The sequence below is a fragment of the Treponema sp. genome (genome assembly GCF_024696245.1).
Classification (GTDB): Bacteria; Spirochaetota; Spirochaetia; order Treponematales; family Treponemataceae; genus Treponema_D.
The window spans coordinates 1-25379 of record NZ_JAILGZ010000145.1; the positions used below are offsets into that span (position 1 = coordinate 1).

Genomic DNA, 25379 nt, shown 5'->3' on the forward strand with positions numbered 1-25379 from the left:
GCGCCTGTGTAAAATCGAAAATCCATTAAAAAAGGCAGTCCAGTGGACTGCCTTTTAGCATTTACTTACAAATGTCTCGCCCGATTTATCGGGCTTATAAATCGGGAAAGCGTTAAAAACAAGCCGAAAGGGTTGTTTAGCTTTCACCGACCTGATTATTATGCCGCGATTATACCAATCCCTGTGCTACCATAGCGTTAGCTACTTTTACAAAACCGGCGATATTAGCGCCAGCTACGTAGTTAACCCAGTTGCCTTCTTTAGCACCAAACTTAACAGCTGTGTCGTAAGCGTTATTGTGGATGTTAATCATGATGTCATGGAGTTTTTCATCAACTTCTTTTGCAGACCATGAAAGGCGCTCAGAGTTCTGAGACATTTCAAGACCAGATGTAGCAACACCACCAGCGTTAGAAGCTTTTCCTGGAGCGTAAAGGATTTTTGCAGCAAGGAACTTGTTTACAGCATCGATGTTAGAAGGCATGTTAGCACCTTCAGCAACAAGTTTTACGCCGTTATCAAGAAGTTTCTGAGCATCTTCACCAAGAAGTTCGTTCTGTGTAGCACATGGGAATGCACAGTCACATTTAACTTCCCAAACTTTCTTTCCTTCAAAGTATTTAGCAGATGGGAACTGCTTAGCATATTCAGAAATGCGTCCGCGGCGAACTGTTTTAAGCTCTTTAACCCAGTCAAGTTTTTCCTGAGTAATACCGTCTGCATCATAGATGTATCCGTTTGAGTCAGAAAGTGTAACTACTTTAGCACCAAGCTGAAGAAGTTTCTGAGCTGCATAAGTTGCAACGTTACCAGAACCAGAAACAACACAAGTCTTACCCTGGAAGTTGTCTCCTGCTTTCTTAAGCATTTCCTGTGCAAAGTAAATAAGACCGTAACCTGTAGCTTCTGTACGGATTAAAGAACCACCGAATGTAAGTCCTTTTCCTGTAAGAACACCAGTATATTCATCACGGATTCTCTTGTACTGTCCGAAAAGATAACCGATTTCGCGTCCACCAACGTTCTTGTCACCTGCAGGAACGTCTGTATCTGGACCAATATGACGATAAAGTTCTGTCATAAATGACTGGCAGAAACGCATAACTTCTTTATCTGATTTTCCGTGTGGATCAAAGTCTGAACCACCTTTACCACCACCCATTGGAAGTGTTGTAAGAGAGTTCTTAAGAACCTGTTCAAATCCAAGGAACTTCAAAACTGAAAGGTTAACTTCTTTAGAGAAGCGGAGACCTCCCTTGTAAGGTCCGATTGCACTGTTATACTGTACGCGGAAACCACGGTTAACATGATAGTTACCAGCATCATCCATCCAAGGTACTCTGAACTGAATAACACGCTCTGGTTCAACAAGGCGTTCGAGAATTGCATTTGGCTCGAGTTCTGGCATCTGATCTACAACTGGATCAAGTGTTGTCAAAACTTCTTCAACAGCCTGAAGAAATTCAGGTTCGTTCGGGTTCTTTGCTTTTACTTCTTCCCAAACACGATTTACGTATGCGTTTTTCATGATTTGTAACTCCTAGTTTCAGTTGTGATTTCCACTTTGAAACTGATGTAAGTTTAATAAAAATCATTAAACGCGAAAACAAGAATTGTAAAAATCGGAACGAATTTTATTGTAAAAATCAGCATTACTCTTTTGCATGAAGCCTGCGGTTATACAAAAAATTTATCACTGCCATGGTGATAATAATTACGTAGCCGCATATACTCATCCAGTCAGGAATCATGCCAAAGAAAATAAAGCCCATTGCTGCAGAAAAAATTATCTGGGAATAATCATAGACAGAAATCTCCCTGGCTGCAGCGTAATAGTAGGCTGCCGTTATGCCAAACTGCCCTCCTGCGGCACACACGCCGGTGCATACCAGCATGGCAAGCTGATACATGGAAAGGGCTTCCCAGTGAAAAATAAGATAAGGTACGGAAAGCAAAGTAGAAAAGGCAGAAAAGAATACTACAATAAGTTTTCCGTTACAGTGCATTGAACTGAGTTTACGAACACAGGCATAGGCAAAACCTGCACCGGCTCCCCCTGCAAAACCAACAAGAGTCGGCAGCATGGCAGAAAAATCAAAGGATGGCTTTACGATTAAAAGTGCTCCGGCAAAGGCTCCCATAATTACAAGAAGCTGAAAGGGCTTAAGCTTTTCTTTAAGAAGAAGGATGCTGAATAAAACTGCAAAAAAAGGAGACATCTTGTTAAGGATAGCTGCATCTGACAAAACAAGGTGATCTACGGCATAAAAGTTTCCAAAGATTCCCACGGAACCTGCTGCTGAACGAAGAATAAGATATGGTAAAAAAATCCTGTGTAACTTTACAGACTCCCATCCATTCACTCTGGCATCTTTAAACAAAAGAATGAGGGCTATAATAAAAGCTACGCTGTTTCTGAAAAATGCTTTTTCTACAAAATGAATATCTCCGGCAAGCCTTACAAAAAGTGCCATTGCTGCAAATGAGAAAGCTGAAAGAATTATGCAGATTATACCTTTACTTGTGTTTGACATATTAATAGTGAGGTGGACGGCGGTTTGGAACATCTGTATTTTCAAGAAGTTCCTTATAACGGTCAGCAAGAATCTGATTTTCTTTTCTTAAAATTTCTATCTGTCTGGACTGGGCCACAGCTTCTTCCTGGAGTTTTTCCATAAAATCTTCCATATAAGCAAGCTTTGTTTCCAGTGCAACAAATCTATTTTCTGTTTCTGAATCCATGACAGACATTTTATCTTTTTGAAGAATATAAATCACCCCCTTACTATAGTAAAATAAGGATATATAAAACTTTCTTAAATGCCGATAATTGAAAAAATGGAGTGTATATGAAAAAACTTGCAGGAACAGCCCTAATCTTTTTGGCAGCTATCTTTTCTTATGGTCAGTCAGTTAACATAAGCCCTTCTGGTGATACAGGTTCAGAGGGAGAAGAAAATTCCATAGAAAAAGAAATTCAGGTTAATCAAAGTGAACTTGAAAAGGCTGCAGACCAGAACATTCAGTTTGAAAACTACGGAGGCCCTTACGCTGTAATAGAAAGTGCCGCTGCAATTAAAGGTATTGGTGAAAATCTGGGTAAGGTTATTGCAGAAAATCTTTTTGAACCAGCCACTATTGAACCACTTGCAAAGTACACCCTCATTCATGCAGTTAATCCTTCTGATAATGAAAAACTTTCTGCAGACATTCTTGTCCTTAATGAAAATGCAGGTGTTGATCATATTAACAATGTCCGCAGAATTCTTAACGGTTACCTGGAAAAGGCCTACGGTTATTCAGAAGAAGATGCTTCAACCCTTTCTGTTTTTATAACTGTTTACAACGCCGTATACCGGGGTAATATGGAAAACTTTTCTGAAAAATATAATGAAGTTGTGCTCCAGTATCTTAGTGCAGAAAAAACAGGTCTCAGTACAAACTGGGAAGACTGGGCCGGAAACTCACAGATTATTATTCCTCTTGGAAATCTTGCTGAAGGAATATCTTCTATAGACACTACTGCCATCAGTGATGAAAATGTTGTAGAAGCTATCCGCCAGACAGAAGATAAGGGAGTTGAAGTCAGGGAACAGCTTACAGAAATAAAAGAAAAAGAAGCCGCCGCTGCCAGTGAAAATGCAAAGGAAGCTCAGAAAGAAGCTGCAAAACAAAAACAGGAAGGCAACAAAACAGAAGCTAAAGCCGCTGCAAAAGAATCCAGCCAGCAGCAGAAAGTTGCAGACCGTAAAATAGAAGAAGTAAAAAAAGAAAGGGAAGAAATTAAAAAAGATAAAGAAAGCATTGCTGCAGAAGAAACACCTGATTTACTTACAGGTCTTTTTGTAAGCGATGAAAAGAAAGGCTTTTACCAGCTTGTAACTGTAGATGCATCCAGTGGAAAAGTTATCTGCAAATCTCCTGTAACACAAATCAGAAGCAAGGCAGTTTATATAGTAGAAAATGTTACAATAGAAACTCTTAGTGAAGAAGTAAAAACTTTTAAGGAACTTTATATGGCTGTTTGCGGAATCAATGACAGTCACTCTGCAATCCGCCTCTGTCTTATTGATCCTGAAAAACTTGAACTTCAAAAACAGAGTAATGAAGTTCTTTCTGAATCGATGGAACTTATTCAAAACGGCTCTGACTTTATCGTAGTAATTCAGGATGAAAAAAAATTCAGGGTTGCCATTTATGATAAAAACCTGACCCTTAAAACTGCAAGCAAAGAATATGTTAAAGGAAAAACTCCCCTTAACTTAACAGCAAAGGGACTTCTTGTTACCGGCGAAAAAGGAAATCCACTTCTCCTTGATCCAAAAACACTTGAATCTGTATGGAACAAGGGAAACACAAATGTTCATTCTGCGGGGAATGAAAAATAATTAATAAGTGACAGCCCCACTTTTATTCTGAACTTAAAAAAATATTACTTAAAAAAAACCGCAGGCATTTACTGTCTGCGGTTTTCTGCTTTATTGATTTATCAATTACAGTGGAATGTTTCCGTGTTTCTTTAACGGTTTATCCATAGATGTCTTTTCAAGAAGAATGTCAAAGCTCTTAGCTACATACTTACGTGTTTCTGCAGGCTGAATTACTTCGCTGATGTAACCACGTTTTGCAGCAATAGTTGGTGTCATGATTTCCTGTTCATACTGAGCCTTCTTAATTGCAACTTCCTGAGCACGGTTAGGATCAGCAAGTTCTTTTGCATAAAGAATACCAACTGCACCTTCTGCACCCATAACTGCAATTTCTGAAGCTGGCCATGCATAAACAAAGTCTGCACCGATATGCTTTGAACACATTGCAATGTAAGCACCACCATAAGCCTTACGTGTAATTACAGTAACCTTTGGAACTGTGCTTTCTGAATAAGCATAAATAACTTTTGCACCGTGACGGATAATACCCTTCTGTTCTTCCTGTGGTCCCGGAATAAATCCTGGAACGTCAACAAAAGTAAGAAGTGGAATATTGTAAGCATCACAGTAACGTACATGACGGGCAATCTTATCTGAAGCATCGCAGTCAAGAACGCCACCCATTCCGGCTGGGTTATTTGCAACGATACCTACTGAACGACCTTCGATTTTTGCAAAACCAGTTACACAGTTAATTGCAAATTCTGCAGAAGTTTCAAAGAATGAATCATCGTCAGTAACGTCATTAATGATTTCGCGGATATCATAACCCTTACGAGTGTTTTCCGGCAGAACAGTTTCAATATGCTTTGCCTTTTTCTTTTCGTCATAGTGGAATTTTGCAGCCTGAACAATTTCATCACCATAGTAGTGAGGAATGTAATCAAGAAGCTTGCGTACACTTTCGTAACATGAGTTTTCGTTTTCACAGCGGAAGTGGGCAACTCCAGACTTTTTAGAATGAATTGAAGCTCCACCAAGATCTTCTGCAGTAATATCCATAAACATAACGGATTTAACTACTTTTGGACCTGTAATGAAAAGCTGGGAAATCTTGTCTACAGCAAAAATAAAGTCTGTGATTCCAGGTGAATAAACTGCACCACCGGCACAAGGACCAGCAATAATGGAAATCTGTGGAACTGAACCTGATGCACGTACGTTCTGATAGAAAAGATCACCGTAACCGCAAAGGGCATCTACACCTTCCTGAATACGTGCTCCACCCGAATCGTTAATTCCGATAACAGGACAGCGTGCCTGAATTGCCTTATCAATAAGTTCTGCTATTTTTTTACCGTGCATAAGTCCAAGAGAACCACCCTGTACAGTAAAATCCTGAGCATAAACAGCTACTCTTCTTCCGTTGATTTTTCCAAAGCCTGTAATTACACCATCATAAGGAATGTCTTTTGTTTCCATTCCGAAGCTTGTGCAGTTATGGCGAACGCCAGAATAGATTTCAGTAAATGTGTCTTTGTCACAAAGAGCATTAATACGCTCAATTGCATGAAGCTTGCCTTTTGCATGCTGCTTCTCAACATTGTATTCCATGTTTTCCTCCAGGAATTGATAGTTGAAAAAATCATACAAAAAGGCTGAATAAGTGTCAATGACACTTTTTAAATATTTGTCATTTTAAATTTGCTTCTTCGGCTTTTCTTTTTTTATCAAGACGCCACAAAACTACCATAAGGATAATTCCTCCGGCTATCATTCCAAAACACAAAATCTGGCCGGTAGAAATATTCAGCAGGGAACTGTTTCTGTAAAGTTCAGCTGCAGAATTATGGGAATCAGGTCCTATCCTGTAGCCAAGATTATCTCCTGAATCAGGATTCCTGAAATATTCAATTATAAAGCGTACAAGACCATAAAGAATGGTATAAAGGGCACCTAAGAAACCATCAAAAGGCTTTTTCTTTCTAAGAAGCCACAAAACTCCCCATACAAAAAGTCCTTCAAACAGTGCTTCGTAAAGCTGACTTGGATGACGTGGAAGATTAACAAACCTTTCTCCGGCTTTAACCATTACACCGCACAGGTCTGTCATTTCCTGAACCCAGTCATTGTGGTAATCAAGAACCTTTGCATCCGGAAAAAGAACGCCCCATGGCATTGAAGTAACGCGGCCGTAAAGTTCACCATTAAGGAAGTTACCCAGACGTCCGAATGTATAACCAAGAGGAATGGCAACACACATGGCATCAATCCATTTCCACAAAGGCTTTTTCTTTCTGAGGCACCAGACAATCATACCTATGAGACCGCCGATAAAACCACCGTGATAACTCATGCCTGCAAGACCTGTAAAATGACCTTCTGCATCAAAAGGCCAGAAAATAAGCCATGGTTTATGAAGGTAATCAACGGAAGCCGGGTCTGAAGGATCATAGGAACTGTAAACTAAAGTAGAAAAAACCCTTGCGCCAATAAGAAGGAATACAATTCCTGTAAAAATAAAGCTGAAAAGATCGTCGTCCGTAGCTTTATAGTTTTTTGAATCAAGGGCACCTTCCTTTCTCTGCTTACGAAGAACAAAAAATGCTGTACCAAAAGCAAAAATATACATGAGGCCATACCAGCGCAACATGCTTAGCCCCGGAATGCCAGGGAAAATCTCCGGCTTAATCCAGGAAGGATAATTTAAAAACAAAGGTAATGAAGTCATACTTTAAATCCCATTTTTGCTGCATCAAGCAGTTTCTTTTTTAAGAATGTATTTTCGGTTTTAAGCTGGGTAATTTCGTACTGCTGCTGCCTGAGGGTTTCAGCAAGTTCTCCGGCTGTAAGGGCACCTGTACCTGCAAGTTCTTCTACATAAGCCATCTTCTGACCAAAGTCATCTCCAGCTTCTTCGCTTGCTATTTCAAAAGAAATATCTGAAGCTTCCGTCATATCATAGTCGTCATCAAAACTTCTGGTTTCTGACTGCATGATTTTGTCTGCAATACGGTAAACAGCCTGACTGAGAATGGACTGAGGCTTATAAACCACAACAGGAAGTCTTGAGGACAAAGCTTTATCCTGCATTGTATCACGGTAAATTACACCAAGATGTTCCAGGTCAAGACCAAGATACTGCTGGCATGAACGGCGGATCTTCTGAGCTTTTTCTGCATCTTTAGGATCATCAATCATGTTAAGTACAAGGCGGGGCCTGAATTCTGCCATACGCTTTTTAAAGAGTTCAGTGCTCTCAGGGTCTTTTTCTGAAAGTATTTCTATAAGTCTGGGAATATAGAGACGCTGAAGGGATGTTGTATCTTTTTTAAGGCTTTCAAGATATTCGTAAGCTTTGCTTGTCTTTTTAAAAGTATTGTACATCATCCTGAAAACGATGTTCTTAAGGAAAAGATAACCATTAAGGGTTGCAGTTACAGTAGGTGCGGTAACAACGATTCCCTGAGGAGAAAGAAGGAACATATCAAGTATGGTAAGATGAGTTCCGGCTCCAAGATCAAGAATTAAATAATCATAATCAGACTTTGTGAAACTCTTTATAAGTTCATTTTTCTGAGAAACCTTAAGGGATGTAAGCCCGGGAATTTCAGAATCACCTGCTATAAACCATACGTTTTCGTAATCAGTTTTCTTTACTATATCTTCAAACTTTGACTGACCTGTAAGAAAGGTTCCTATCCCGTTTTTTGGTGCCTGCTGACCAATAACAAGATGAAGGTTAGAGGCTCCTAAATCAAGGTCTACAAGAAGAACTTTTTTTCCGGCCTTGCCTAAAGTAATGGCAAGATTAGCACTAAGGAGGCTTTTACCTACGCCACCCTTTCCGCTGGCAATTGGAATTATCTGCATAGTATCATTATACCACAGTATCTACACAAATTTAAAGCAAGGAACATACATATAAGAAAAGATTAGTTGAAACCTCCACCTTTTTTGCATAAAATATTTTATATGAAAAAGAAGATTTTAATTATTGCCACAATCACTGTAATCTGCGGATTTTTTGCAGTTCAGTGTTTTTCACAGAGTTTACGCCGTTCCGGATCAGCTGATTCAGACAGACAATATACAGACATTTTAGACCAGGTATTTACCTACGTTCAGCAGAACTATGTTGAAGAAGTAGATCCAGAAGTCCTTTACCAGGGTGCCCTTAAAGGTATGCTGGAAAGCCTTAACGATCCATATTCAGTTTATATGGACAAGTCAGACTGGAGAAGCCTTACTGACACTACCATGGGTAACTTTGGCGGCGTAGGACTTTCTATTACAAAACCTGTGGAATCCACCCCGGAAAAACCTGCCTATGTTGAAGTTGCATCTCCTATAGACAATTCACCTGGCTTTAAGGCTGGCATTCAGTCCGGCGACCTTATAATTAAAATCGAAGATGTTGATACTTCTACAATTACAATGGACGAAGTTCTTAACATGCTTCGTGGAACTGTTGGAGAAAGCGTTACGGTAACTATCCGCCGCGGAAAAAGCCTTGAATTTGAAAAGACCCTTGTTCGTGCAATAATCGAAAATCCAACCGTTAAGTACGGCATGATTGGTAAAACCGGTTATATTGCCTTAAGTGAATTTTCTACAAATACAGCAAAACGTTTTGATGAAGCCTTAGCCTCTTTTGAAAAGGCCGGTTATGATTCCCTTATCATCGACCTTAGAAATAACGGCGGCGGTCTTTTAAGTACAGCTGTTGAACTTGCAGACAAGTTTATGGAAAAAGGAATTATTGTTTCTACAAAAAGCCGCATCTCTTACGAAAATTCCGTTTACTATGCAAGCCGGGGAAAAACTACTGTTAACGGTGTTCCTGTAGTTGTGCTTATTAACAGGGCAAGTGCCAGCGCTTCAGAAATCCTTAGCGGCGCCTTAAAGGATTCCAAGAAGGCTATTCTTGTAGGAGAAAACACTTACGGAAAAGGCAGCGTTCAGGTTCCGGCCGGACTCATCAGCAATGACGGCTTTAAGATTACAGTTGCCCGCTACTATTCACCAAGTGATGCAAACATAGACAAAATCGGTATTGCCCCGGACATTGAAGTTAAGTACTACGAATTCAGTGAAGAAGAAGAAAAGGCTTATGCTGATCTTGTAACTGCAGAAATTATTCCTGCATACACAGAAGCACATCCTGATATGACTGAATCTGACATAGCAGCCTATGCAAAAGAAGTAAACAAGACTTACAAAGTACCTCTTATGTATATCCGCAAGCTTATCCGTAATGAACTTGACCGTAAAAAGTCTTCAAGGCTTTATGACCTGGATTTTGACGTTCAGCTTAATGCAGCCCTTGATGTTCTTAAGGATCCAAAACGCTACAATGAAATTCTTTCAAAAAGCAAAACCCTTAAAGAAATAGAAAGTGAAAAACAGGCTGAGGAAAAGAAATAAACTGAATGAGACAATTCATAGCAGAAAGTGAACTTGACCAGAAAGGCTGTCTTTTTGTAAGCGGCAAAAAATTCCGTTACTTATACTCAGTGCTAAGATGCCGTCCGGGAGACATGATAGATGTAAGGCTCCCTGACGGTTCTTTACAACCCATGACCCTTGCTTCTGTAAACACGGAAGAAAAAACAATAACTCTTCAGGCGGCAGGGCAGATACTTTCCGATAAAAATGACTTTCATGCCAGGGCAGCAGAAAAAGCTCAGTCTAAAACAGAATTCTGGCTTTTTATGTTTGCAGCTAAACCTCCTAAAATGGAACTTATTATAAGACAGGCTGTGGAATGCGGAGTCTCTGCCATTGTTCCCGTAGCAGGAAGTTTCTGCCAGAAAAGCTGTATAGAATCTGCTCAAAAAAAATCCTCCCCTTCTGATGACAGGTGGCAGAGAATAATGACGGAAGCAAGACAGCAGAGCGGCTGCCCTTTTGAAACAAAAATCTACCCCTGTATGACTTTAGACAAGGCTATAGAAACCTGGAAGTCCCATGTTCAGGAAAAATGCACATCTCAGGACCAGAGTCTGGCAATAGTACTTTATGAACAGACAGCCGGCACAAAAACACTTCATGAGAGTGCTGCAAATGCCGAAGATATTAAGGTAGCCTGTGTAGTTACAGGTGCAGAAGGGGGCATCACCCCTGACGAAATCAATCTTATGCAAAAAAACGGCTTTATTCCTGTACATTGCCGTACAAATATCCTTAGATGTGAAACTGCGGCTTTATATGGAATAGCTTCATTACAAACAGTAATTCTGGAGAAGGATTTATGGCAGTAGAAAGAATTAAATTGCTTGGTGTCGGCATTGATATTTGCAAACCTGAGGATATAGAAGAAACAATACTGAACCTTCTCGATAAACAGGGACCAAAACAGATTATGTTTATAAACATCTGGGACTTTCTTAAAGCCAGGGGAAAAAGCCAGTATGCTGAATGCGTAAGAAATGCAGATCTGGTTCTTCCTGTTTCAAAAAGTATTCTTATGGGAGCAAAGTTCCTTAAAAAAGATATTCCTGTCAGGCACAATCCATTTAACGCCCTTATAAGCATTCTTTCCGTTCTGGAAGCCCACTATAAATCCCTTTATCTTCTTGGTGGAAGAAAAAAGACTGTAATGACTGCAGAAAAAAATGTCCGCAACACTTTTAAAACCCTGCAGATTGTAGGAAGATGCGTAGGTTACTACCACAAATCCATAGAAGACGACGTAGTTCAGGCAATTTACAAGGCCTGCCCTTCCCTGGTACTTATGAGCGAAGGTATAAAGGAAAAGGACTGCTGGTCTTACAACAGAAGGAACAAGCTTAACTCAAGTATCTTTCTCTTTTACAATGATGCCATCGGTATCTTTAGTGACAGAAAAAAGCGCATAAGTGAAAAAACATTTGAACACGGAACTGAATTTTTACATGAATTGGTAAAAAAACCACTTCACATTGTATTAATTATTCCTTTTATTTTTTATATCATTCGTCTGGTTTGGGAAAAATTATTTAATAAAGGCTGATACACAAAAACTTGTCCTTTTCAGATTATCTGATTGTTACCAAAGGTCCTGACCTGGATTTTTCTGATTGCACTTTAGATGACAGCAGCTGGAATAATTTTATAAGCTGTTCCTTTTCACAACTTTTAAGTGAATGCAGGACAGCTTCTTTTAAAGCCGGCAGCAGAACCATGGTTTTTCCCGGCAAATACTCTGAAAGAATATTTGAACTCCAGACATCTTTTCCCCAGCTTAATTTTAAACGCCTGTCAAAAATACTTCCTGAAAAGAAAAAAAATTATTCTTCCTTTACCATAAGTAAAAAAAACAGGGACTATACCCTTAAAATCAGTCAGGCAATACACACAAAGATTCCTGTCCTTATGATAGGAGAAAGTGGCAGCGGTAAAAATCACAATGCCAGAATCATTCACAACAAATCAGGAATGCTTAAATCTGATTTTTTTGAAATAAACATTAACGAAATAAATCCCAACCTTATGGAAACAACCCTCTTTGGCTCAGTGAGGGGAGCATTTACAGGTTCCAGCTGTGACACTAAGGGGCTCTTTGAATGTGCAGGGAAAGGTTCACTTTTTTTAGATGAGATTTCCTACCTTAAAAAAGAAATGCAGGCCAAGCTTCTTGGTGTTCTGGACAAAAATTCCTTTAGAAAAGTCGGAGGAACAAAAGAAATTCCTTCCACCGCAAGAATGATTTTTGCGACAGATTCCAACCTTCAGCTTATGGTAAAAGAAAAAAAATTCATGCTGCCTTTATTTTACAGAATAAGCGTTCTTATAATAAAAATTCCACCTCTAAGGGAAAGACGGGAAGACTTAAGCCGCCTTGCCTTTGACTTTGCCAGGGAACAAAAAAAATCCCTGAGTCCGGGGGCATTAAAAAGACTTCACTCTCACCACTGGCCGGGAAATATCCGTGAACTTAAAAACTGTATACAAAGGGCATGCATCTCCTGCTGCGGAAACACACTGCAGACAGAAGACATAGTTTTTGATCACGAACTTTTTGAAAATGACTAGGAATTATTTTTTTCTGCAAGACCTGCTGCTTTAGTAAAAGTATTTTCTATATATTGGGCTTCACTTTCGCTTAAAGCTGAACGGGATAAAATACTTCTCCAGAAATTTTCCATATCCTTGCGGCCGGTAACTTTAAAGAAACCAATTTTCTGCAGGGAGTCGGCTATCTTTGTTACGGACTTATCAAGACGTTCAAGAGTAACCGGAGTATACCCCTTCTCTCCCTTTTTAGTTTCACGGAAGAGGTGATAGCACATAACCTGAACTGCATGACTAAGATTCATGGAACCAAATTCTTCGCTGGTAGGAATTGTTACTGCAATAGTGCATTCTTCAAGTTCATCATCTTCAAGACCGGTGCGCTCGTTACCAAAAACTACGGCACACTTTCCTTCCTGAACATTAATCAGTGAAGTAAGTTCCTCAGGCAAAAGAAGCTTGCCCTTTCTTTTTTTACCCCTGCGGCGGGTTGTGGCAGCTACCATGGTACAGTCTTTAGTAGCTTCTGTTATTGAAGAATAAAAGCGGGCATTGTCATAAATACTTCCTGCATGAATGGCAAGAATATGCACCCTTTCTTCATCGATTGTACTTTTATCAGCAACAATCCTTAAGTCATGAATACCACAGTTAGCCATGGCACGGCACACTGCACCTATATTTCTTGATTCTTCTGGTCGTGAAAGAACGACAACTACATTATCCAGATTCATGGTTTAAGTTTAGCGTTTTTTAATATCATTGTCATTTTAATGTTACAGTTAAAAAAATCTGCTATACTTTTTTTATGTCAGACTATTCAGCTGTAAAAGATAAATGCGCTTTTGTTGCAGGTGCAAGTAAAGGAACTGGTCTTGAACTTACAAAGGCCCTTCTTAAAAATGGAGCCAGGGTTTTTGCTGCAGGCCGCCACCATTCACCAGAACTTATGGAACTTGAAAAAGAGTATCCGGGCCTGAGCTTTATAGAAGCAGACTTTGCAGAAAGCAGTCCCTCAATTCTCCTTAAAAAAGCAGAGATAAAAAAAGCTCTTGAAGAAACAGATATTCTGGCTGTTACCTTTGGTCCCTTTATTCAAAAGCCTCTGGAAGAAACTACTGCAGAAGACTGGACCATGCTTGCCCTTAACGACCTTGCCCTCCCCGGTGCTTTAGTAAGTCAGGTTCTGCCCCACATGAAAAAATCCGGCTTTGGAAGAATAATACTTTTTGGAGGAACAAGAACTGATTCAATTCACCCTTATAAAAGTACAGCTGCCTATTCTGCCTGTAAAACTGCCATAAGTGTTCTTGTAAAATCTGCAGCCCTTATTGCCCCGGAAATAATAACCTGCTCAGCCATTCTCCCGGGATTTACAAATCATGCTCCTCAAAACACCAGGGAAGTTACCCCGGCTTTTCTTGCAGACCAGGCCATGCACCTGATATCCTGCCCGGAACTTAACGGAGTTTTACTTAACGCTGACAGAGGCTGGTGTCCTTTTTAATCTAATTGAAACAAGAGTGTTTTTAAGATATTCTATTGTATAAAATTGTAAAAAAATGAATCCGGACCGATATTTTTAATTTGTACAAAAGGATTCTGAGAGGAAAGCATGTCATTAAAACTTTATAACACAATGGGTCGCAAATACGAAGAATTCAAACCTATTCATGAAGGTTTTGTAGGATTCTACGGATGTGGTCCGACTGTATACAATTATGCCCACATAGGAAACCTCAGGGCTTATGTTTTTCTTGATACCCTTGATCGTGCCCTTACCTACCTGGGTTATGACAAAAAACACGTTATGAACATTACTGACGTTGGACATCTTACAGGTGACTCTGATGAAGGTGATGACAAAATGGTTAAGACTGCAGAAGAACGCCACCAGTCTGTTCTGGAAGTTGCAAAATTCTATACAGATGCCTTTCTTTCTGATATTGATGCCCTTAACATTAAACGTCCTGATGTAATCTGTAAGGCTACTGAACACATCAACGATATGATTGAGCTTATTAAAAAGATAGAAGCTAACGGTCATACCTATATGGCAGGGGGAAACCTCTACTATGACGTTACAACATATGAACACTACGGTGACCTTGCCCAGCTTAACATGGATGAACTCCGTGCAGGTGCAGGTAAAAGAGATGTTGTCGTAATCGATGAAAACAAGCGCAATCCTCAGGACTTTGTTCTCTGGTTTACTAAATCTAAGTTTGAAGACCAGGCCCTTACATGGGATAGTCCATGGGGAAGAGGATATCCAGGCTGGCATATTGAATGTTCTGCCATGAGTATGAAGTATCTTGGTGAACACTTTGACATTCATACAGGTGGAATTGACCATGTACCTATTCACCATACAAACGAAATTGCTCAGAGTGAAGGTGCTACAGGTCACAAATGGGTAAATTACTGGCTTCATAATGAATTCCTTGTTGTTGTAAAGGACAAGGATGCAAAAGCAGAAAAAATGTCTAAGTCAAAGGGTAACTTTTTACGTTTACAGAGTTTAATAGATAAAGGTTACAACCCTCTGGATTACAGGTTCTTCCTTTTAGGCGGACATTACAGAAAACAGATTTACTTTAGCTGGAGTGCAATGGATTCTGCTAAAAAAGGCCGGGAAGCACTTATTCAGCGTCTTGTAAAACTTGTTCAGAATGCAAAAATGGAAGATAGCATAGACCAGCTTGCTGCTAAAAACTATGACAAAGGCCAGGCAGACAAGAGGGATGGTCTTAGTCCAAAAGCTGCTGAATACATGGAAGCTTTCCGTGCAGCACTTGAAAACGATCTTTCTACTCCTGTTGCTTTAAGTCAGCTTCAGAAGGCAGTTAAGGATTCTTCTCTGGATCCTGCAGAAGCACTTGAACTTGTAGCAAGAATGGATACTGTAATCGGACTCAGGCTCCTTTCTACAACTGCAGAGGCTGTAAAAAAAGCTCAGGAAGATGCACAGGCAGCTGTACCGGACCATTCAAATGACCCGGAAGCAGCAGAAATTGATGCTCTTGTTGCAGAACGTATTGCAGCTAAAAAGGCTAAGGATTTTGCCCGTGCTGACCAGATTCGTGACGAACTTACAGCAAAAGGAATTGTTGTAACAGATACACCTAATGGTCCTGTCTGGGAAAGAAAATAACTGGGATTAATGTAACCTTAAGGGCTTAAAATTGTTTATTAACGGAAAGAAAGTCGAATCAGAGCAGATAAACTGCGACAATCCGGCTGATTTTAGAAAAATATACGACGCTAACTACACTACGCTTTATAAAGTCTGCTACCGCATAGTTGAAGACGAAGAAGCTGCAGAAGACCTGGTGCATGATTCCTTTATTAAGGCAAATGAAAAGCACATGGTTTTTCCTACAATGGATGATGCCAAGTTCTGGCTTATCTGTGTTGTACGCAACGCTTCCCTTAACTTTGCAAAAAGGAGACTTCGGGAGGCAAAAGCGTATCACAAGGCGCTGTATGAAGGACGTCAGCATATTGAAGGTGGAGAAGTTGATCTTCTTAAAGATGAATCAATCCGCCTGACACGTGAAGCAATAAACAAATTAAGCCCTAACTTAAGGGAAGTTGTTATTTTACGTGAATATGCCGATATGAACTATAAAGATATTGGTAAAGCCCTGGGAATTACTGAAGGAAATGTAAAAGTAAGGATTTTCAGAGCCAGAGAACAACTTGTAAAATTATTAGGAGAAGAAGATGTCTACCTGTCCTGATCGAAGCATTCATTCTGTTTACCTTGATGGTGAGCTCCCGCAGACTTATGTTTCTAAGTACGAATCTCACATTGCATCATGCCCTGAATGTCAGAAAGTACTAAAAGGGCTTAAAACCCTGCGCCAGTATATGCAGAAAGACAGTGATTCCTTTAAATTCAGCAAGGAAGAACTGGATTCAAGCTTTAACAGACTTCAGGTTAAACTTTCTTACCACAAAATTACCGGTAAAGCTAAGCCTTCTTCCGTTAAATTTGCCGCATTAAAGTACGGTGCAACAGGAATTGCTGCAGCTGCAGTTGTTGCCTTTATACTTCCTTTTGCAATTTCAAAGAAAGAAGCCGTTAAATCAACTATAGAAGAAAAATTCCAGCCTATTACCAGAAACATACTTAAGTCTCCGGCTAATAATGCTGTTTATACAGACGGAACCTTTAATACAGCCGAGCTTTCTTCTGTATTCGGGGATAAAAACACTCAGGATTATTCAATTCAGGCTACAGATACAGCTCCTTACGTTAAGCTTGCTACTTCTGCTGCTAAAAATCAGGAAAACTTCTCAAGAATGCATCTGTCCAGCTATGATATGTTCCTTCAGAGTCCTGACATGATTAACGAGATTCCAAGCTACGAACAGTATTCAGGCAAATCCTTTAACTATTACACACCAACTACAGTTTCATATAATACCTTCAGTTCGGAATCTGCAAAGTGAATCTTTTAAATCCATTTATTACTCTTTTGAGACGCTCACCGGCAGTCAGGTTTGCATGTTTTTTTGGCCTGATTGCCCTTATTATTTTTGGTTCTGCATTTATCGGAAAACAGACACAAAAAAAGCCTGTAATACATAAGATAAACCCTGTCCTTGGACTTCCTGGCAATACCATGACCATTTACGGAGAAAACTTTGGAGAAGTAAAGGGAAGTTCTTACGTAGAAATATCCGGCTCCAAAATCAACAATCTGGATTTTTCCCTGTGGAGCGATAAAAAAATTCAGTTTACTATTCCTCAGAATGTTTCTGACGGACTGGTTATAGTGGCAAATTCTTCCGGAAAATCAGAGCCGGCTTTTTTTGCCAACGAAAACAGAATCCCTGTTGCCGTAAGACCGGATCCTCAGACTACAATTCCTGTTGTTTCTACAATAACAAAGTCTGCAAATATTGGTGACATTATTACTATTACCGGAAAAAACTTTGGTGCAGCCAGGGGTAATTCAAAAGTATACTTTACTGCCAACAGGGAAGACATTTCTGGAGAAAAAAACACTTCAGAAGATATTGAATCCAACTATATCTGTGCCAGCGAAAATGACTACGACTATATTTTATGGACAGACGGTGAAATCTCTGTAAAAGTTCCGGATGGAGCTGCTTCCGGACCGGTTTTTGTTGCAACTTCCAGGGGAATAAGTGATTCAGTAAGAACAGCAGTAAACTTTCCTGCAGGAAAAAAATCTTACGTAAACAAACATACATTTGTAATTCAGATAACAGCTGATATTTCTACAGCTTCTGCCAGTCAGGAGGCTTTTATTACCCTTTACATGCCTCGTCCGGCAGAGTGTTCTTTTCAGCCTTCTATAAACCTTAATGAGTATTATCCCGATCCCCTTATTAAGGATGACCCAAGGGATGTTATTTACCAGAAATCCATTAATTCAATTACAAATCATAAACAGCGCTTTAGTCAGACCTACGTAATTACATCTTATGAAGTAAAATCCAACATTCTCAGCTCTAAAATAGCTGCCTATAAGGATACAAAAAGTGTTCTTTATACAGCATATACTTCTCCGGATGCCTGCGTACCTTCCAATCATGAAACTGTTATTGAATTGAAAAACCTGATTGTTGGAAAAGAAAAGAATCCTTATAAAAAGGCCCGTCTCATTTATGACTATCTTCTGGAAAACTATAAACTGGAAAACAAAGTCAGGCCAGGAGAAGCTTCCGTTCTTGATTTACCAAGACGTAATTCCGGAGATGCCTATGACTTTGCAATTCTCTTTACGGCTTTATGCAGGGCAGCAGATATTCCTTCTATTCCTTGCAGCGGTATTCTTGCTTCAAGCAATTCACTTTCACAGGCCCACTGGTGGTCAGAGATTTACTTTGAAAATTACGGATGGTTCCCTGTAGATATAGCCCTTGCTTCCGGAATGGATTTTACTGCCTTTGTACCTGCTGAAAACCCAAGGGAATATTACTTTGGTAATATCGACTGCCAGCACATTTACTTTAGCAGAGGCTGGAACCAGATCAGGGCTTCACTTATAAACAGTAAGACTGTATACCTGCCTAGAAGCTATGCCCTTCAGTCTATCTGGGAAGAAGCAAGTGACGAAACTTCAAGCTACAGTTCACTGTGGAATACACCGTCTATAAACGGTATTTACTAATATATTTTTTGGAGGAGATATGACAACTAAAGTTTTAAGTGTAGGTGGTTCCATTATTGCACCTGACGCTCCGGATGTGGAATTCTTAAGTGCCTTTGCAAAAATGATCTGCACATGGCTTGAAGAAAATAAAGATTCCCGCCTTATTTTTGTTGCAGGAGGTGGTGGTCCTGCCCGTACATACCAGAATGCATATAAAGATGTTGCAGCTAAATTTGGAGATACAGAAAAGAAAACTGCTTCTTTTGCAAATGATGCTGACTTAAACTATGCCTGCGACTGGCTGGGAATTATGGCTACCCGTCTTAATGCCCAGATTCTTAAAACAGTGTTTGGACCATTATGCCAGCAGGATGTTGTAACAGATCCTACAGCTGTTGCTGATTTTACAGGACGTATTCTTGTAGCAGCAGGATGGAAACCAGGTTTTTCTACTGATAATGATGCAGTTCTTCTTGCAGAAAGATTTAATGCAGATACAGTTGTAAACCTTTCCAACATTGCTAAGGTTTATACTGATGATCCTAGAAAGAATCCTGATGCTAAGCCTATTGATGAAATAAGCTGGGCAGATTTCCGCAAGATTGTTGGTGATGAATGGATTCCTGGTAAAAACTGTCCTTTTGATCCTATTGCTTCTAAAAAATCTCAGGAACTGGGTCTTACTGTAATCTGTGCTGCCGGAAAAGATATTCCAAATATCCGTGCAATTCTGGATGGAAAAAACTATACAGGAACAACAATCAGATAATATGAAAAAAATTATAGCTGCATTTATATGTGCAGCTGTTTTTATTTTAAACAGCTGCCTTTCTACCTCTACAGGTGGAGTTCATATTTCCCGCAATCTTACTGACAGGGGAATTATGTCTAAGGATTCTCTGGTAAGCTTTTTTATGGCCAACAATCCTGAAGCTGACAAAAGCGAAGTTAAAAAGCTTGCCTCCCTTTACATAAAGGAAGCTAAGACAGAAGGCATTAACAGTGACTGTGCCTTTGTTCAGATGTGCCATGAAACCGGCTTTTTAAGATACGGCAACCTTGTTACTCCTGACATGCATAACTATTGTGGTCTGGGTGCCATAGATGCTGAACATACTGGAGAAAGGTTTGACACTATGAAAGAAGGGGTAAGGGCTCATATTCAGCACCTTCATGCCTATGCTACAGAAGAAAATGTCAGTCTTAAAAACAAGTGTATAGACAAGCGCTACAAGTGGGTTAAACCAAGGGGTAAGGCACCGGACATAAGCGGTCTTACAAAAACCTGGGCTGCTGACCCGGAATATTCAGTTAAACTGGATGCAATGCTTACAAGGCTTGAAGCTTTTTAATTTTATAAAGGCTTTGGATGTAAATGAATAATTCTTCAATTACATTCAAAGCCTTCTTTACGTAAAGCCCACTTTTAAACTATTATGTGGTGCATGAAAGAAATCGAATTAAAGTACGGATGCAATCCTAATCAAAAACCCGCAAGAGTTTTCATGGAAGATGGTGACTTGCCGCTCACAGTTCTGAACGGAAAGCCAGGTTACATCAATTTGCTTGATGCACTTAACGGCTGGCAGCTTGTAAAAGAATTAAAAGAAGCTACCGGGCTCCCTGCAGCAACAAGCTTTAAGCATGTATCTCCTGCCGGTGCTGCTGTTGGACGTCCTTTAAGTGACACTCTTAAAAAGATTTATTACACAGATGATGTTGAACTGACACCTTTAGCCTGTGCTTATGCAAGAGCCCGTGGTGCAGACAGAATGTCCAGCTTTGGTGATTTTATTTCACTTAGCGACAAGTGTGATAAAGCAACTGCCCTTCTTATTAAAAAAGAAGTAAGTGACGGAATCATTGCCCCTGCCTATGATGATGAAGCCCTTGAAATCCTTAAGGCTAAAAAGAAAGGCGGTTACTGTATTCTCCAGATCGATGAGAATTATGTACCTGCTGCTACAGAAAAAAAGCAGGTCTTTGGCGTTACTTTTGAACAGGGACATAACTTCATTAAAATTGATGACAATGCCCTCTCTAATTTTGTAACAGACAACAAAACAATTTCTAAGGAAGAAAGGGATAACCTTTTAATTGCCCTTATTATCCTTAAATATACCCAGTCAAATTCAGTATGCTACGTTAAAGACGGACAGGCTATCGGTATTGGTGCCGGACAGCAGAGCCGCATTCACTGTACACGCCTTGCCGGTGATAAGGCAGACAAATGGTGGCTCCGTCAGTCTCCTAAAGTTCTTGGACTCCAGTTTAAGGACGATATTAAACGTGCAGACAGGGACAATACTATTGATGTTTACACAAGCGATGACTATGACGACGTTCTTGCAGAAGGCGTATGGCAGAATTTCTTTAAAGTAAAGCCGGAAGCCTTTACCCGTGAAGAACGCAAGGAATGGATTGCTAAGAATACTGATGTTGCCCTTGGAAGTGACGCTTTCTTCCCATTTGGTGACAACATTATTCGTGCCCATCGTTCCGGTGTTAAAGTTATTGCCCAGCCAGGTGGTTCTGTTCGTGATGACAATGTTATTGCTGAATGTAACCGTTTTGGAATTGCAATGGCATTTAACGGAATAAGACTTTTCCACCACTAATATAAACTTTTATAAGTTTTACTTATTATAAGCAGAGCCTGCTGGTGATTTTACCGGCAGGCTTTTTTTATAAAAAATATATAGGGGATTTGCTTGACAATTTTAGATTGTATACAATATAATTGCATTATCAAAGCTACAGGAGGCTTATATGTCAGTTTATGATTACACAGTTAAGGACAGAATGAACAATGATGTTTCTCTTTCTCAGTTTAAGGGAAAAGTAATGGTTATAGTAAATACTGCAACAGGATGTGGTTTTACTCCTCAGTATGAAGGTCTGGAAATGTTGTGGAAAAAGTACCATGACAAGGGTCTGGAAATTCTTGATTTTCCTTGCAATCAGTTTGGCAATCAGGCTCCGGAAAGTGATGAAGGCATTCACCAGTTCTGCCAGATGAAGTACAACACCAGCTTTGACAACTACAAGAAAATTGATGTAAACGGCCCTGATGCTATTCCACTTTACACCTATCTTAAGAGCCAGAAGTCTTTTGCCGGTTTTACAGGTGATGCAGCTGAATTTATGAACAATCATGTAGCTAAAATCGATCCTGACTTTAAGAATAACTCTGAAATCAAATGGAACTTTACAAAATTTATCATTAACAGACAGGGAGAAGTTGCTGCACGCTTTGAAAGCACCACTACTCCGGAAGAACTTGAAGCTTACGTAGAAAAATTAATCTAAAATAAGACAGCCGGCGGGTCCTTCTTTTACAGAAGAAATCCTTCTGAGAAAGAAATCAGTTGACAGAAAAGCTTTTATTCTTTAATTTGAAAACGATTATCAAATTGGAGAATAGAAAAAATGCAAAGGTCTGCCTACAAAACCCGCCAGCTGGACTTACTTATGACTTATCTTGAAAGCACCCAGGGTCAGCACTTTACTGCCGATGACGTGCGTAAACACTTTGAAGAAGAAAAAATCAATATTGGAGTTGCAACAATTTACCGCCAGCTGGAAAAACTTGTTGCAGACGGAACCCTTCAGAAATATTTTATAGACGACCATTCAGCAGCCTGTTTTGAATACAGCGGAAAAGACTGCGCTCACTGTAAACCCCACTTTCACTTAAAATGCGAAGTATGCGGAAATCTTTTTCATATTGAATGTGAAGAACTGGATCAGTTAATTGCCCACCTTTCAGAAAAACACGACTTTGACCTGAACACTGTAAGAACAGTTCTTTACGGAAAATGCAAAAAGTGCCGTAACTTAAATTAACCTTTGAAAAATATCCTTGTTTTACTATTATAGAAGTAATTAAACGAGGTATTTTATGAAAAAACTATTTTCTCTGATTGCAGCATTTTTTTTGGGAAGCAGTCTCTTTGCTCAGCTAATGCCCCAGATAATAATGACCACAACTGATAAAAAAAGCGATGGAAACGTAAGACTAAAGGATCTTTCTGTTGATGTTGAAGTTGCTGCAAATATAGCAACTACAAAGCTGGACATGATTTTTGAGAATACCAGCATTAGTGTTCTTGAAGGAGAACTGGAATTTCCTTTAGGAGAAAATGAATGCATTACCGGATATGCCCTTGATATAAACGGACATCTAAGGGACGGTGTAATAGTAGAAAAAGAAAAGGGCCGTCAGGTTTTTGAAGCCGTTGTCAGAAAAGGAATAGATCCAGGCCTTGCAGAAAAAACAAAGGGCAATAATTTTAAAATAAGGGTTTATCCTTTGCCTGCTAATAGCAACCGTCACGTACAGATAACATACCAGAGCCAGATTGATTCTTCCGGAAAATATGTTTACTCCGCCCTTCCCCAGGGAATGCTGGACAACTTTAACTTTAAAATTACTGTATTAAAAAACAATCTTAAAATTGAAGAAAGCGCTTTTGATAAAGCAGATTTTACTTTTAATGATATGTCACAGGGAACAAGTGCAAGTATTACAAGAAAAAACTGCACCCTTACTTCTCCCCTCACATTCACCCTGCCGGAAAAAGATTCAATCCATGAAAAAGTATTTATCGAAACTATAGGAAAAGACACGTATTTTTATTTTACTGCTGACCCGGCCCTTCAAAGTCAGGCAAAAAAACTTCCCCAAAGTATATGTGTCTGGTGGGATACTTCTTCTTCAGGAGAAAACAGAAACTTAAACAAGGAAACTGAACTTCTTGAATCATACCTTGCCCTGCTGAATAATCCTCAGGTAAAAATAATTCCTTTTTCAAATATAAAGGGTCAGGCTAAAAGTTTTAAAGGTAACTCTAAAAAAACATTAAAGGAAATCAGGGACTATATTCTTTCGTTGACTTATGATGGTGCCACAAATCTTGATATGGATTTTGACAGTGAAGAAGGTGATGAAATACTTATTTTTTCTGACGGCATCTCTAACTGGAAAAATCCTGACAGCCAGAAATATACAAATGACAGAATCATCTATATGATTAACTCAAGCCCTGTATCAAATCCTGTCTGGCTTTCTTCGTATGCAGAAAAACATTCCGGCTCTTACATTAATCTTTCTTCTGCAACAGTTCAGGATGGACTTACAAAACTTACACAAAATCCTGTAAGACTTATAAAGGCAGAATATGACTCAAAAAAAATATGTGACCTTTACCCGGAAGATAAATCTGTAGTTGACCAAAACTTTTCTGTAAGCGGTATTCTTAAAAAGAAGGATGGAAAAGTTACCCTGCACTTTGGTCATGGTAATACAATAGAAAAATCCATCACTGTTAACATTAATGGAACAGATTCTCCGGAAGCAAAAAATATTGCCCGTCAGTGGGCTGTAAAAAAAATCAACTGTCTTAACAGGGACTATGCAAATAACAGAAATGCAATTGTTGAAACAGCAAAAAAGTTTGGCGTAATTACAGAAGACACTTCCCTTATTGTTCTGGACAGCGTTTATGATTACCTTGAATACGGAATTACTCCTCCGGAAAATGACAAAATACTTTACGAAGAATACAAAAAAATCTTAAAGGAAAACTCTTCATTTAATAATAAAAATGCAGAAACTTATGAAAACAGTAAAAAAATACCTGAGAAAGTATATGTAACCTTTGAAGAATTCTCTAAATGGTGGAAAACCGCCCCTAAAGAATTTAAGAAAAAGCCGGTATTTGATGATCAGGAATCTGATGACGAACATGTTGTATACAGACTCTTTAGTACCCGTAATGAATCTTACACATCTTCACTTTCTGAAAGTCTTAGTCTTGATACGGAAGAAATTTATGAAACAGAAGATTCTATTGCTGGAGAATCCAAATCTAAAAAGGCATCAGAAAAATCCCTTCAGCCTGAAAGCGTAAAAGTTCAACTTGAAGCCTGGTCTCCTGATGAAAAATATCTGACTGAACTTAAAAAAACAAAAACAGAAAACATGTACAAAAAATATCTGGAACTTAAAAAAGAACATTCATCTTCTCCAGCCTTTTACATGTCAGTTTCTGATTACTTTGCCAGTGAAGGCTTGCAGGAAGAAAGCATGCGTATACTTTCTAATCTTGCAGAACTGAATCTTGAGAACACAGATATTTTAAGGGCCCTTGCCTACAAACTTATGGAAAGGGAAGAATATAAAACAGCCCTTCCTGTATTTGAAGAACGTATAAAACTTAAATCTTAAGTTCCTCAGTTTTTAAGGGATCTGGGAATGGCTTATTACTTTAATGGTGATTATCAGAAAGCCGTAGATACACTTTACTCAGTGGCATATAAAAAATGGGATTCAAGATTTTACGAAGTTCAGCAGGTTGCCCTTAACGACATGAATGCTGTTATCAGTGAATGCAGGAATAAAAAAATTAAGCTTGATCTGTCTGGCATTGATAAAAAACTGCAGCAGAACTTTGACTGTGACATAAGGATTATTCTTACATGGAATTATGACAACTGCGATATTGATCTCTGGGTAACTGATCCTGACAATGAAAAATGTTTCTATGGAAACAAGCTGACCTCAAATGGTGGAAGAATATCCAGGGACTTTACAGGTGGTTATGGTCCTGAAGAATTCTGTATTCATCAGGCTGCAAAAGGTGAATATAAAATAGAAGCCAACTACTTTGCCAGTCACCAGCAGAAAATTATCCAGCCGGTTACAGTTCAGGCAGAAGTTTATACAAACTTTGGAAGGCCGGATCAAAAGAGACAGGTTCTTACCCTTGAACTTAAAGAAAGCAAGGAAACCTTCCTTATTGGCACCATAAAATTCTAAAAAAGAGAAGAAAATTCCATAAAAATTTGTAAATTCCGATTTTCATTTTATAATTTAAAAGAT

General features: G+C 39.2%; 24 protein-coding genes. 17 read left to right on the top strand and 7 right to left on the bottom strand.

The window, feature by feature from the left end:
• Positions 1-169: 169 nt before the first annotated feature.
• The 3 genes from gdhA to K6D58_RS10205 form a co-directional block, all read right to left on the bottom strand.
• Entirely contained in the window at positions 170-1528 is a 1359-nt protein-coding gene (gdhA, locus tag K6D58_RS10195; RefSeq protein WP_296830326.1) for an NADP-specific glutamate dehydrogenase, read from the bottom strand.
• 124 nt (positions 1529-1652) lie between these two features.
• Entirely contained in the window at positions 1653-2534 is an 882-nt protein-coding gene (locus K6D58_RS10200; RefSeq protein ID WP_296830329.1) for a DMT family transporter, read from the bottom strand.
• A gap of 1 nt (position 2535) precedes the next feature.
• Positions 2536-2742 carry a SlyX family protein gene (locus K6D58_RS10205; protein ID WP_296830331.1) on the bottom strand — a complete coding sequence of 69 codons (207 nt, stop codon included), beginning with the start codon at positions 2740-2742 and terminating at the stop codon, positions 2536-2538.
• Between the two features lie 107 nt (positions 2743-2849).
• Between K6D58_RS10205 and K6D58_RS10210 the strand changes: the two genes are divergently transcribed.
• Entirely contained in the window at positions 2850-4388 is a 1539-nt protein-coding gene (locus K6D58_RS10210) for a P83/100 family protein (protein ID WP_296830334.1), read from the top strand.
• A gap of 105 nt (positions 4389-4493) precedes the next feature.
• Here the strand turns inward: K6D58_RS10210 and K6D58_RS10215 are convergent, their stop codons facing one another.
• From K6D58_RS10215 to K6D58_RS10225, 3 genes are all read right to left on the bottom strand, one after another.
• Entirely contained in the window at positions 4494-5984 is a 1491-nt protein-coding gene (locus tag K6D58_RS10215) for an acyl-CoA carboxylase subunit beta (RefSeq protein ID WP_296830336.1), read from the bottom strand.
• Positions 5985-6063: 79 nt separating this feature from the next.
• Positions 6064-7101 (bottom strand): prolipoprotein diacylglyceryl transferase, encoded by a 1038-nt coding sequence (gene lgt, locus K6D58_RS10220; RefSeq protein WP_296830338.1) that lies wholly within the window; start codon positions 7099-7101, stop codon positions 6064-6066.
• Entirely contained in the window at positions 7098-8243 is a 1146-nt protein-coding gene (locus tag K6D58_RS10225; protein WP_296830340.1) for a nucleotide-binding protein, read from the bottom strand. The genes lgt and K6D58_RS10225 overlap by 4 nt, the downstream gene beginning before the upstream one ends.
• Positions 8244-8345: 102 nt before the next feature.
• Here K6D58_RS10225 and K6D58_RS10230 point away from each other — a divergent pair, with 102 nt between their 5' ends.
• Genes K6D58_RS10230 through K6D58_RS10245 form a run of 4 tightly spaced genes read left to right on the top strand, consistent with a single transcriptional unit; the run spans position 8346 to position 12386 of the window.
• Positions 8346-9797 carry a S41 family peptidase gene (locus K6D58_RS10230; protein WP_296830342.1) on the top strand — a complete coding sequence of 484 codons (1452 nt, stop codon included), beginning with the start codon at positions 8346-8348 and terminating at the stop codon, positions 9795-9797.
• A gap of 5 nt (positions 9798-9802) precedes the next feature.
• On the top strand, positions 9803-10633 hold the full coding sequence (locus tag K6D58_RS10235; protein ID WP_296830344.1) for an RsmE family RNA methyltransferase: 831 nt from the start codon (positions 9803-9805) through the stop codon (positions 10631-10633).
• Entirely contained in the window at positions 10624-11364 is a 741-nt protein-coding gene (locus K6D58_RS10240) for a WecB/TagA/CpsF family glycosyltransferase (protein WP_296830346.1), read from the top strand. The genes K6D58_RS10235 and K6D58_RS10240 overlap by 10 nt, the downstream gene beginning before the upstream one ends.
• A gap of 11 nt (positions 11365-11375) precedes the next feature.
• A complete protein-coding gene (locus K6D58_RS10245; protein ID WP_296830348.1) occupies positions 11376-12386 on the top strand; it encodes a sigma-54-dependent transcriptional regulator in 1011 nt (336 codons plus the stop codon).
• Here K6D58_RS10245 and K6D58_RS10250 read toward each other — a convergent pair.
• On the bottom strand, positions 12383-13099 hold the full coding sequence (locus K6D58_RS10250) for an RNA methyltransferase (protein ID WP_296830350.1): 717 nt from the start codon (positions 13097-13099) through the stop codon (positions 12383-12385). The genes K6D58_RS10245 and K6D58_RS10250 overlap by 4 nt on opposite strands.
• A 74-nt stretch (positions 13100-13173) precedes the next feature.
• Here K6D58_RS10250 and K6D58_RS10255 point away from each other — a divergent pair, with 74 nt between their 5' ends.
• The 12 genes from K6D58_RS10255 to K6D58_RS10310 all read left to right on the top strand — a co-directional run bounded on the left by K6D58_RS10255 (position 13174) and on the right by K6D58_RS10310 (position 25316).
• Entirely contained in the window at positions 13174-13872 is a 699-nt protein-coding gene (locus tag K6D58_RS10255) for an SDR family NAD(P)-dependent oxidoreductase (RefSeq protein WP_296830352.1), read from the top strand.
• Between the two features lie 108 nt (positions 13873-13980).
• Positions 13981-15519, top strand: a complete 1539-nt coding sequence (cysS, locus tag K6D58_RS10260) for a cysteine--tRNA ligase (RefSeq protein ID WP_296830353.1) — start codon at positions 13981-13983, stop codon at positions 15517-15519.
• 31 nt (positions 15520-15550) lie between these two features.
• Positions 15551-16108: an RNA polymerase sigma factor gene (locus K6D58_RS10265; RefSeq protein WP_296830355.1), complete on the top strand. Its 558-nt coding sequence runs from the start codon at positions 15551-15553 to the stop codon at positions 16106-16108.
• Complete coding sequence (locus K6D58_RS10270) at positions 16092-16823, top strand: anti-sigma factor family protein (protein ID WP_296830357.1); 732 nt, start codon at positions 16092-16094, stop codon at positions 16821-16823. The genes K6D58_RS10265 and K6D58_RS10270 overlap by 17 nt, the downstream gene beginning before the upstream one ends.
• On the top strand, positions 16820-18514 hold the full coding sequence (locus K6D58_RS10275) for a transglutaminase domain-containing protein (protein WP_296830360.1): 1695 nt from the start codon (positions 16820-16822) through the stop codon (positions 18512-18514). The genes K6D58_RS10270 and K6D58_RS10275 overlap by 4 nt, the downstream gene beginning before the upstream one ends.
• A gap of 19 nt (positions 18515-18533) precedes the next feature.
• Positions 18534-19265, top strand: a complete 732-nt coding sequence (gene pyrH / locus K6D58_RS10280) for a UMP kinase (RefSeq protein WP_296830362.1) — start codon at positions 18534-18536, stop codon at positions 19263-19265.
• 1 nt (position 19266) lies between these two features.
• Positions 19267-19848, top strand: a complete 582-nt coding sequence (locus tag K6D58_RS10285) for a glucosaminidase domain-containing protein (protein ID WP_296830364.1) — start codon at positions 19267-19269, stop codon at positions 19846-19848.
• 93 nt (positions 19849-19941) lie between these two features.
• Complete coding sequence (locus tag K6D58_RS10290) at positions 19942-21114, top strand: phosphoribosylaminoimidazolecarboxamide formyltransferase (RefSeq protein ID WP_296830365.1); 1173 nt, start codon at positions 19942-19944, stop codon at positions 21112-21114.
• Positions 21115-21265: 151 nt separating this feature from the next.
• Positions 21266-21805 (top strand): glutathione peroxidase, encoded by a 540-nt coding sequence (locus tag K6D58_RS10295; RefSeq protein ID WP_296830367.1) that lies wholly within the window; start codon positions 21266-21268, stop codon positions 21803-21805.
• Between the two features lie 120 nt (positions 21806-21925).
• Positions 21926-22342: a Fur family transcriptional regulator gene (locus K6D58_RS10300; protein ID WP_296830369.1), complete on the top strand. Its 417-nt coding sequence runs from the start codon at positions 21926-21928 to the stop codon at positions 22340-22342.
• 55 nt (positions 22343-22397) lie between these two features.
• Positions 22398-24725 carry a VIT domain-containing protein gene (locus K6D58_RS10305; protein ID WP_296830372.1) on the top strand — a complete coding sequence of 776 codons (2328 nt, stop codon included), beginning with the start codon at positions 22398-22400 and terminating at the stop codon, positions 24723-24725.
• Between the two features lie 27 nt (positions 24726-24752).
• A complete protein-coding gene (locus K6D58_RS10310; protein WP_296830374.1) occupies positions 24753-25316 on the top strand; it encodes a YfaP family protein in 564 nt (187 codons plus the stop codon).
• Positions 25317-25379 lie beyond the last annotated feature (63 nt).

What these genes read in the sequence shown, in the direction of transcription:
- gdhA (WP_296830326.1), bottom strand. Translation starts at nt 1,528, where the DNA reads ATGAAAAACGCATACGTAAATCGTGTTTGGGAAGAAGTAAAAGCAAAG.
- K6D58_RS10200 (WP_296830329.1), bottom strand. Translation starts at nt 2,534, where the DNA reads ATGTCAAACACAAGTAAAGGTATAATCTGCATAATTCTTTCAGCTTTC.
- K6D58_RS10205 (WP_296830331.1), bottom strand. Translation starts at nt 2,742, where the DNA reads ATGGATTCAGAAACAGAAAATAGATTTGTTGCACTGGAAACAAAGCTT.
- K6D58_RS10210 (WP_296830334.1), top strand. Translation starts at nt 2,850, where the DNA reads ATGAAAAAACTTGCAGGAACAGCCCTAATCTTTTTGGCAGCTATCTTT.
- K6D58_RS10215 (WP_296830336.1), bottom strand. Translation starts at nt 5,984, where the DNA reads ATGGAATACAATGTTGAGAAGCAGCATGCAAAAGGCAAGCTTCATGCA.
- lgt (WP_296830338.1), bottom strand. Translation starts at nt 7,101, where the DNA reads ATGACTTCATTACCTTTGTTTTTAAATTATCCTTCCTGGATTAAGCCG.
- K6D58_RS10225 (WP_296830340.1), bottom strand. Translation starts at nt 8,243, where the DNA reads ATGCAGATAATTCCAATTGCCAGCGGAAAGGGTGGCGTAGGTAAAAGC.
- K6D58_RS10230 (WP_296830342.1), top strand. Translation starts at nt 8,346, where the DNA reads ATGAAAAAGAAGATTTTAATTATTGCCACAATCACTGTAATCTGCGGA.
- K6D58_RS10235 (WP_296830344.1), top strand. Translation starts at nt 9,803, where the DNA reads ATGAGACAATTCATAGCAGAAAGTGAACTTGACCAGAAAGGCTGTCTT.
- K6D58_RS10240 (WP_296830346.1), top strand. Translation starts at nt 10,624, where the DNA reads ATGGCAGTAGAAAGAATTAAATTGCTTGGTGTCGGCATTGATATTTGC.
- K6D58_RS10250 (WP_296830350.1), bottom strand. Translation starts at nt 13,099, where the DNA reads ATGAATCTGGATAATGTAGTTGTCGTTCTTTCACGACCAGAAGAATCA.
- K6D58_RS10255 (WP_296830352.1), top strand. Translation starts at nt 13,174, where the DNA reads ATGTCAGACTATTCAGCTGTAAAAGATAAATGCGCTTTTGTTGCAGGT.
- cysS (WP_296830353.1), top strand. Translation starts at nt 13,981, where the DNA reads ATGTCATTAAAACTTTATAACACAATGGGTCGCAAATACGAAGAATTC.
- K6D58_RS10270 (WP_296830357.1), top strand. Translation starts at nt 16,092, where the DNA reads ATGTCTACCTGTCCTGATCGAAGCATTCATTCTGTTTACCTTGATGGT.
- pyrH (WP_296830362.1), top strand. Translation starts at nt 18,534, where the DNA reads ATGACAACTAAAGTTTTAAGTGTAGGTGGTTCCATTATTGCACCTGAC.
- K6D58_RS10285 (WP_296830364.1), top strand. Translation starts at nt 19,267, where the DNA reads ATGAAAAAAATTATAGCTGCATTTATATGTGCAGCTGTTTTTATTTTA.
- K6D58_RS10290 (WP_296830365.1), top strand. Translation starts at nt 19,942, where the DNA reads ATGAAAGAAATCGAATTAAAGTACGGATGCAATCCTAATCAAAAACCC.
- K6D58_RS10295 (WP_296830367.1), top strand. Translation starts at nt 21,266, where the DNA reads ATGTCAGTTTATGATTACACAGTTAAGGACAGAATGAACAATGATGTT.
- K6D58_RS10300 (WP_296830369.1), top strand. Translation starts at nt 21,926, where the DNA reads ATGCAAAGGTCTGCCTACAAAACCCGCCAGCTGGACTTACTTATGACT.
- K6D58_RS10305 (WP_296830372.1), top strand. Translation starts at nt 22,398, where the DNA reads ATGAAAAAACTATTTTCTCTGATTGCAGCATTTTTTTTGGGAAGCAGT.
- K6D58_RS10310 (WP_296830374.1), top strand. Translation starts at nt 24,753, where the DNA reads ATGGCTTATTACTTTAATGGTGATTATCAGAAAGCCGTAGATACACTT.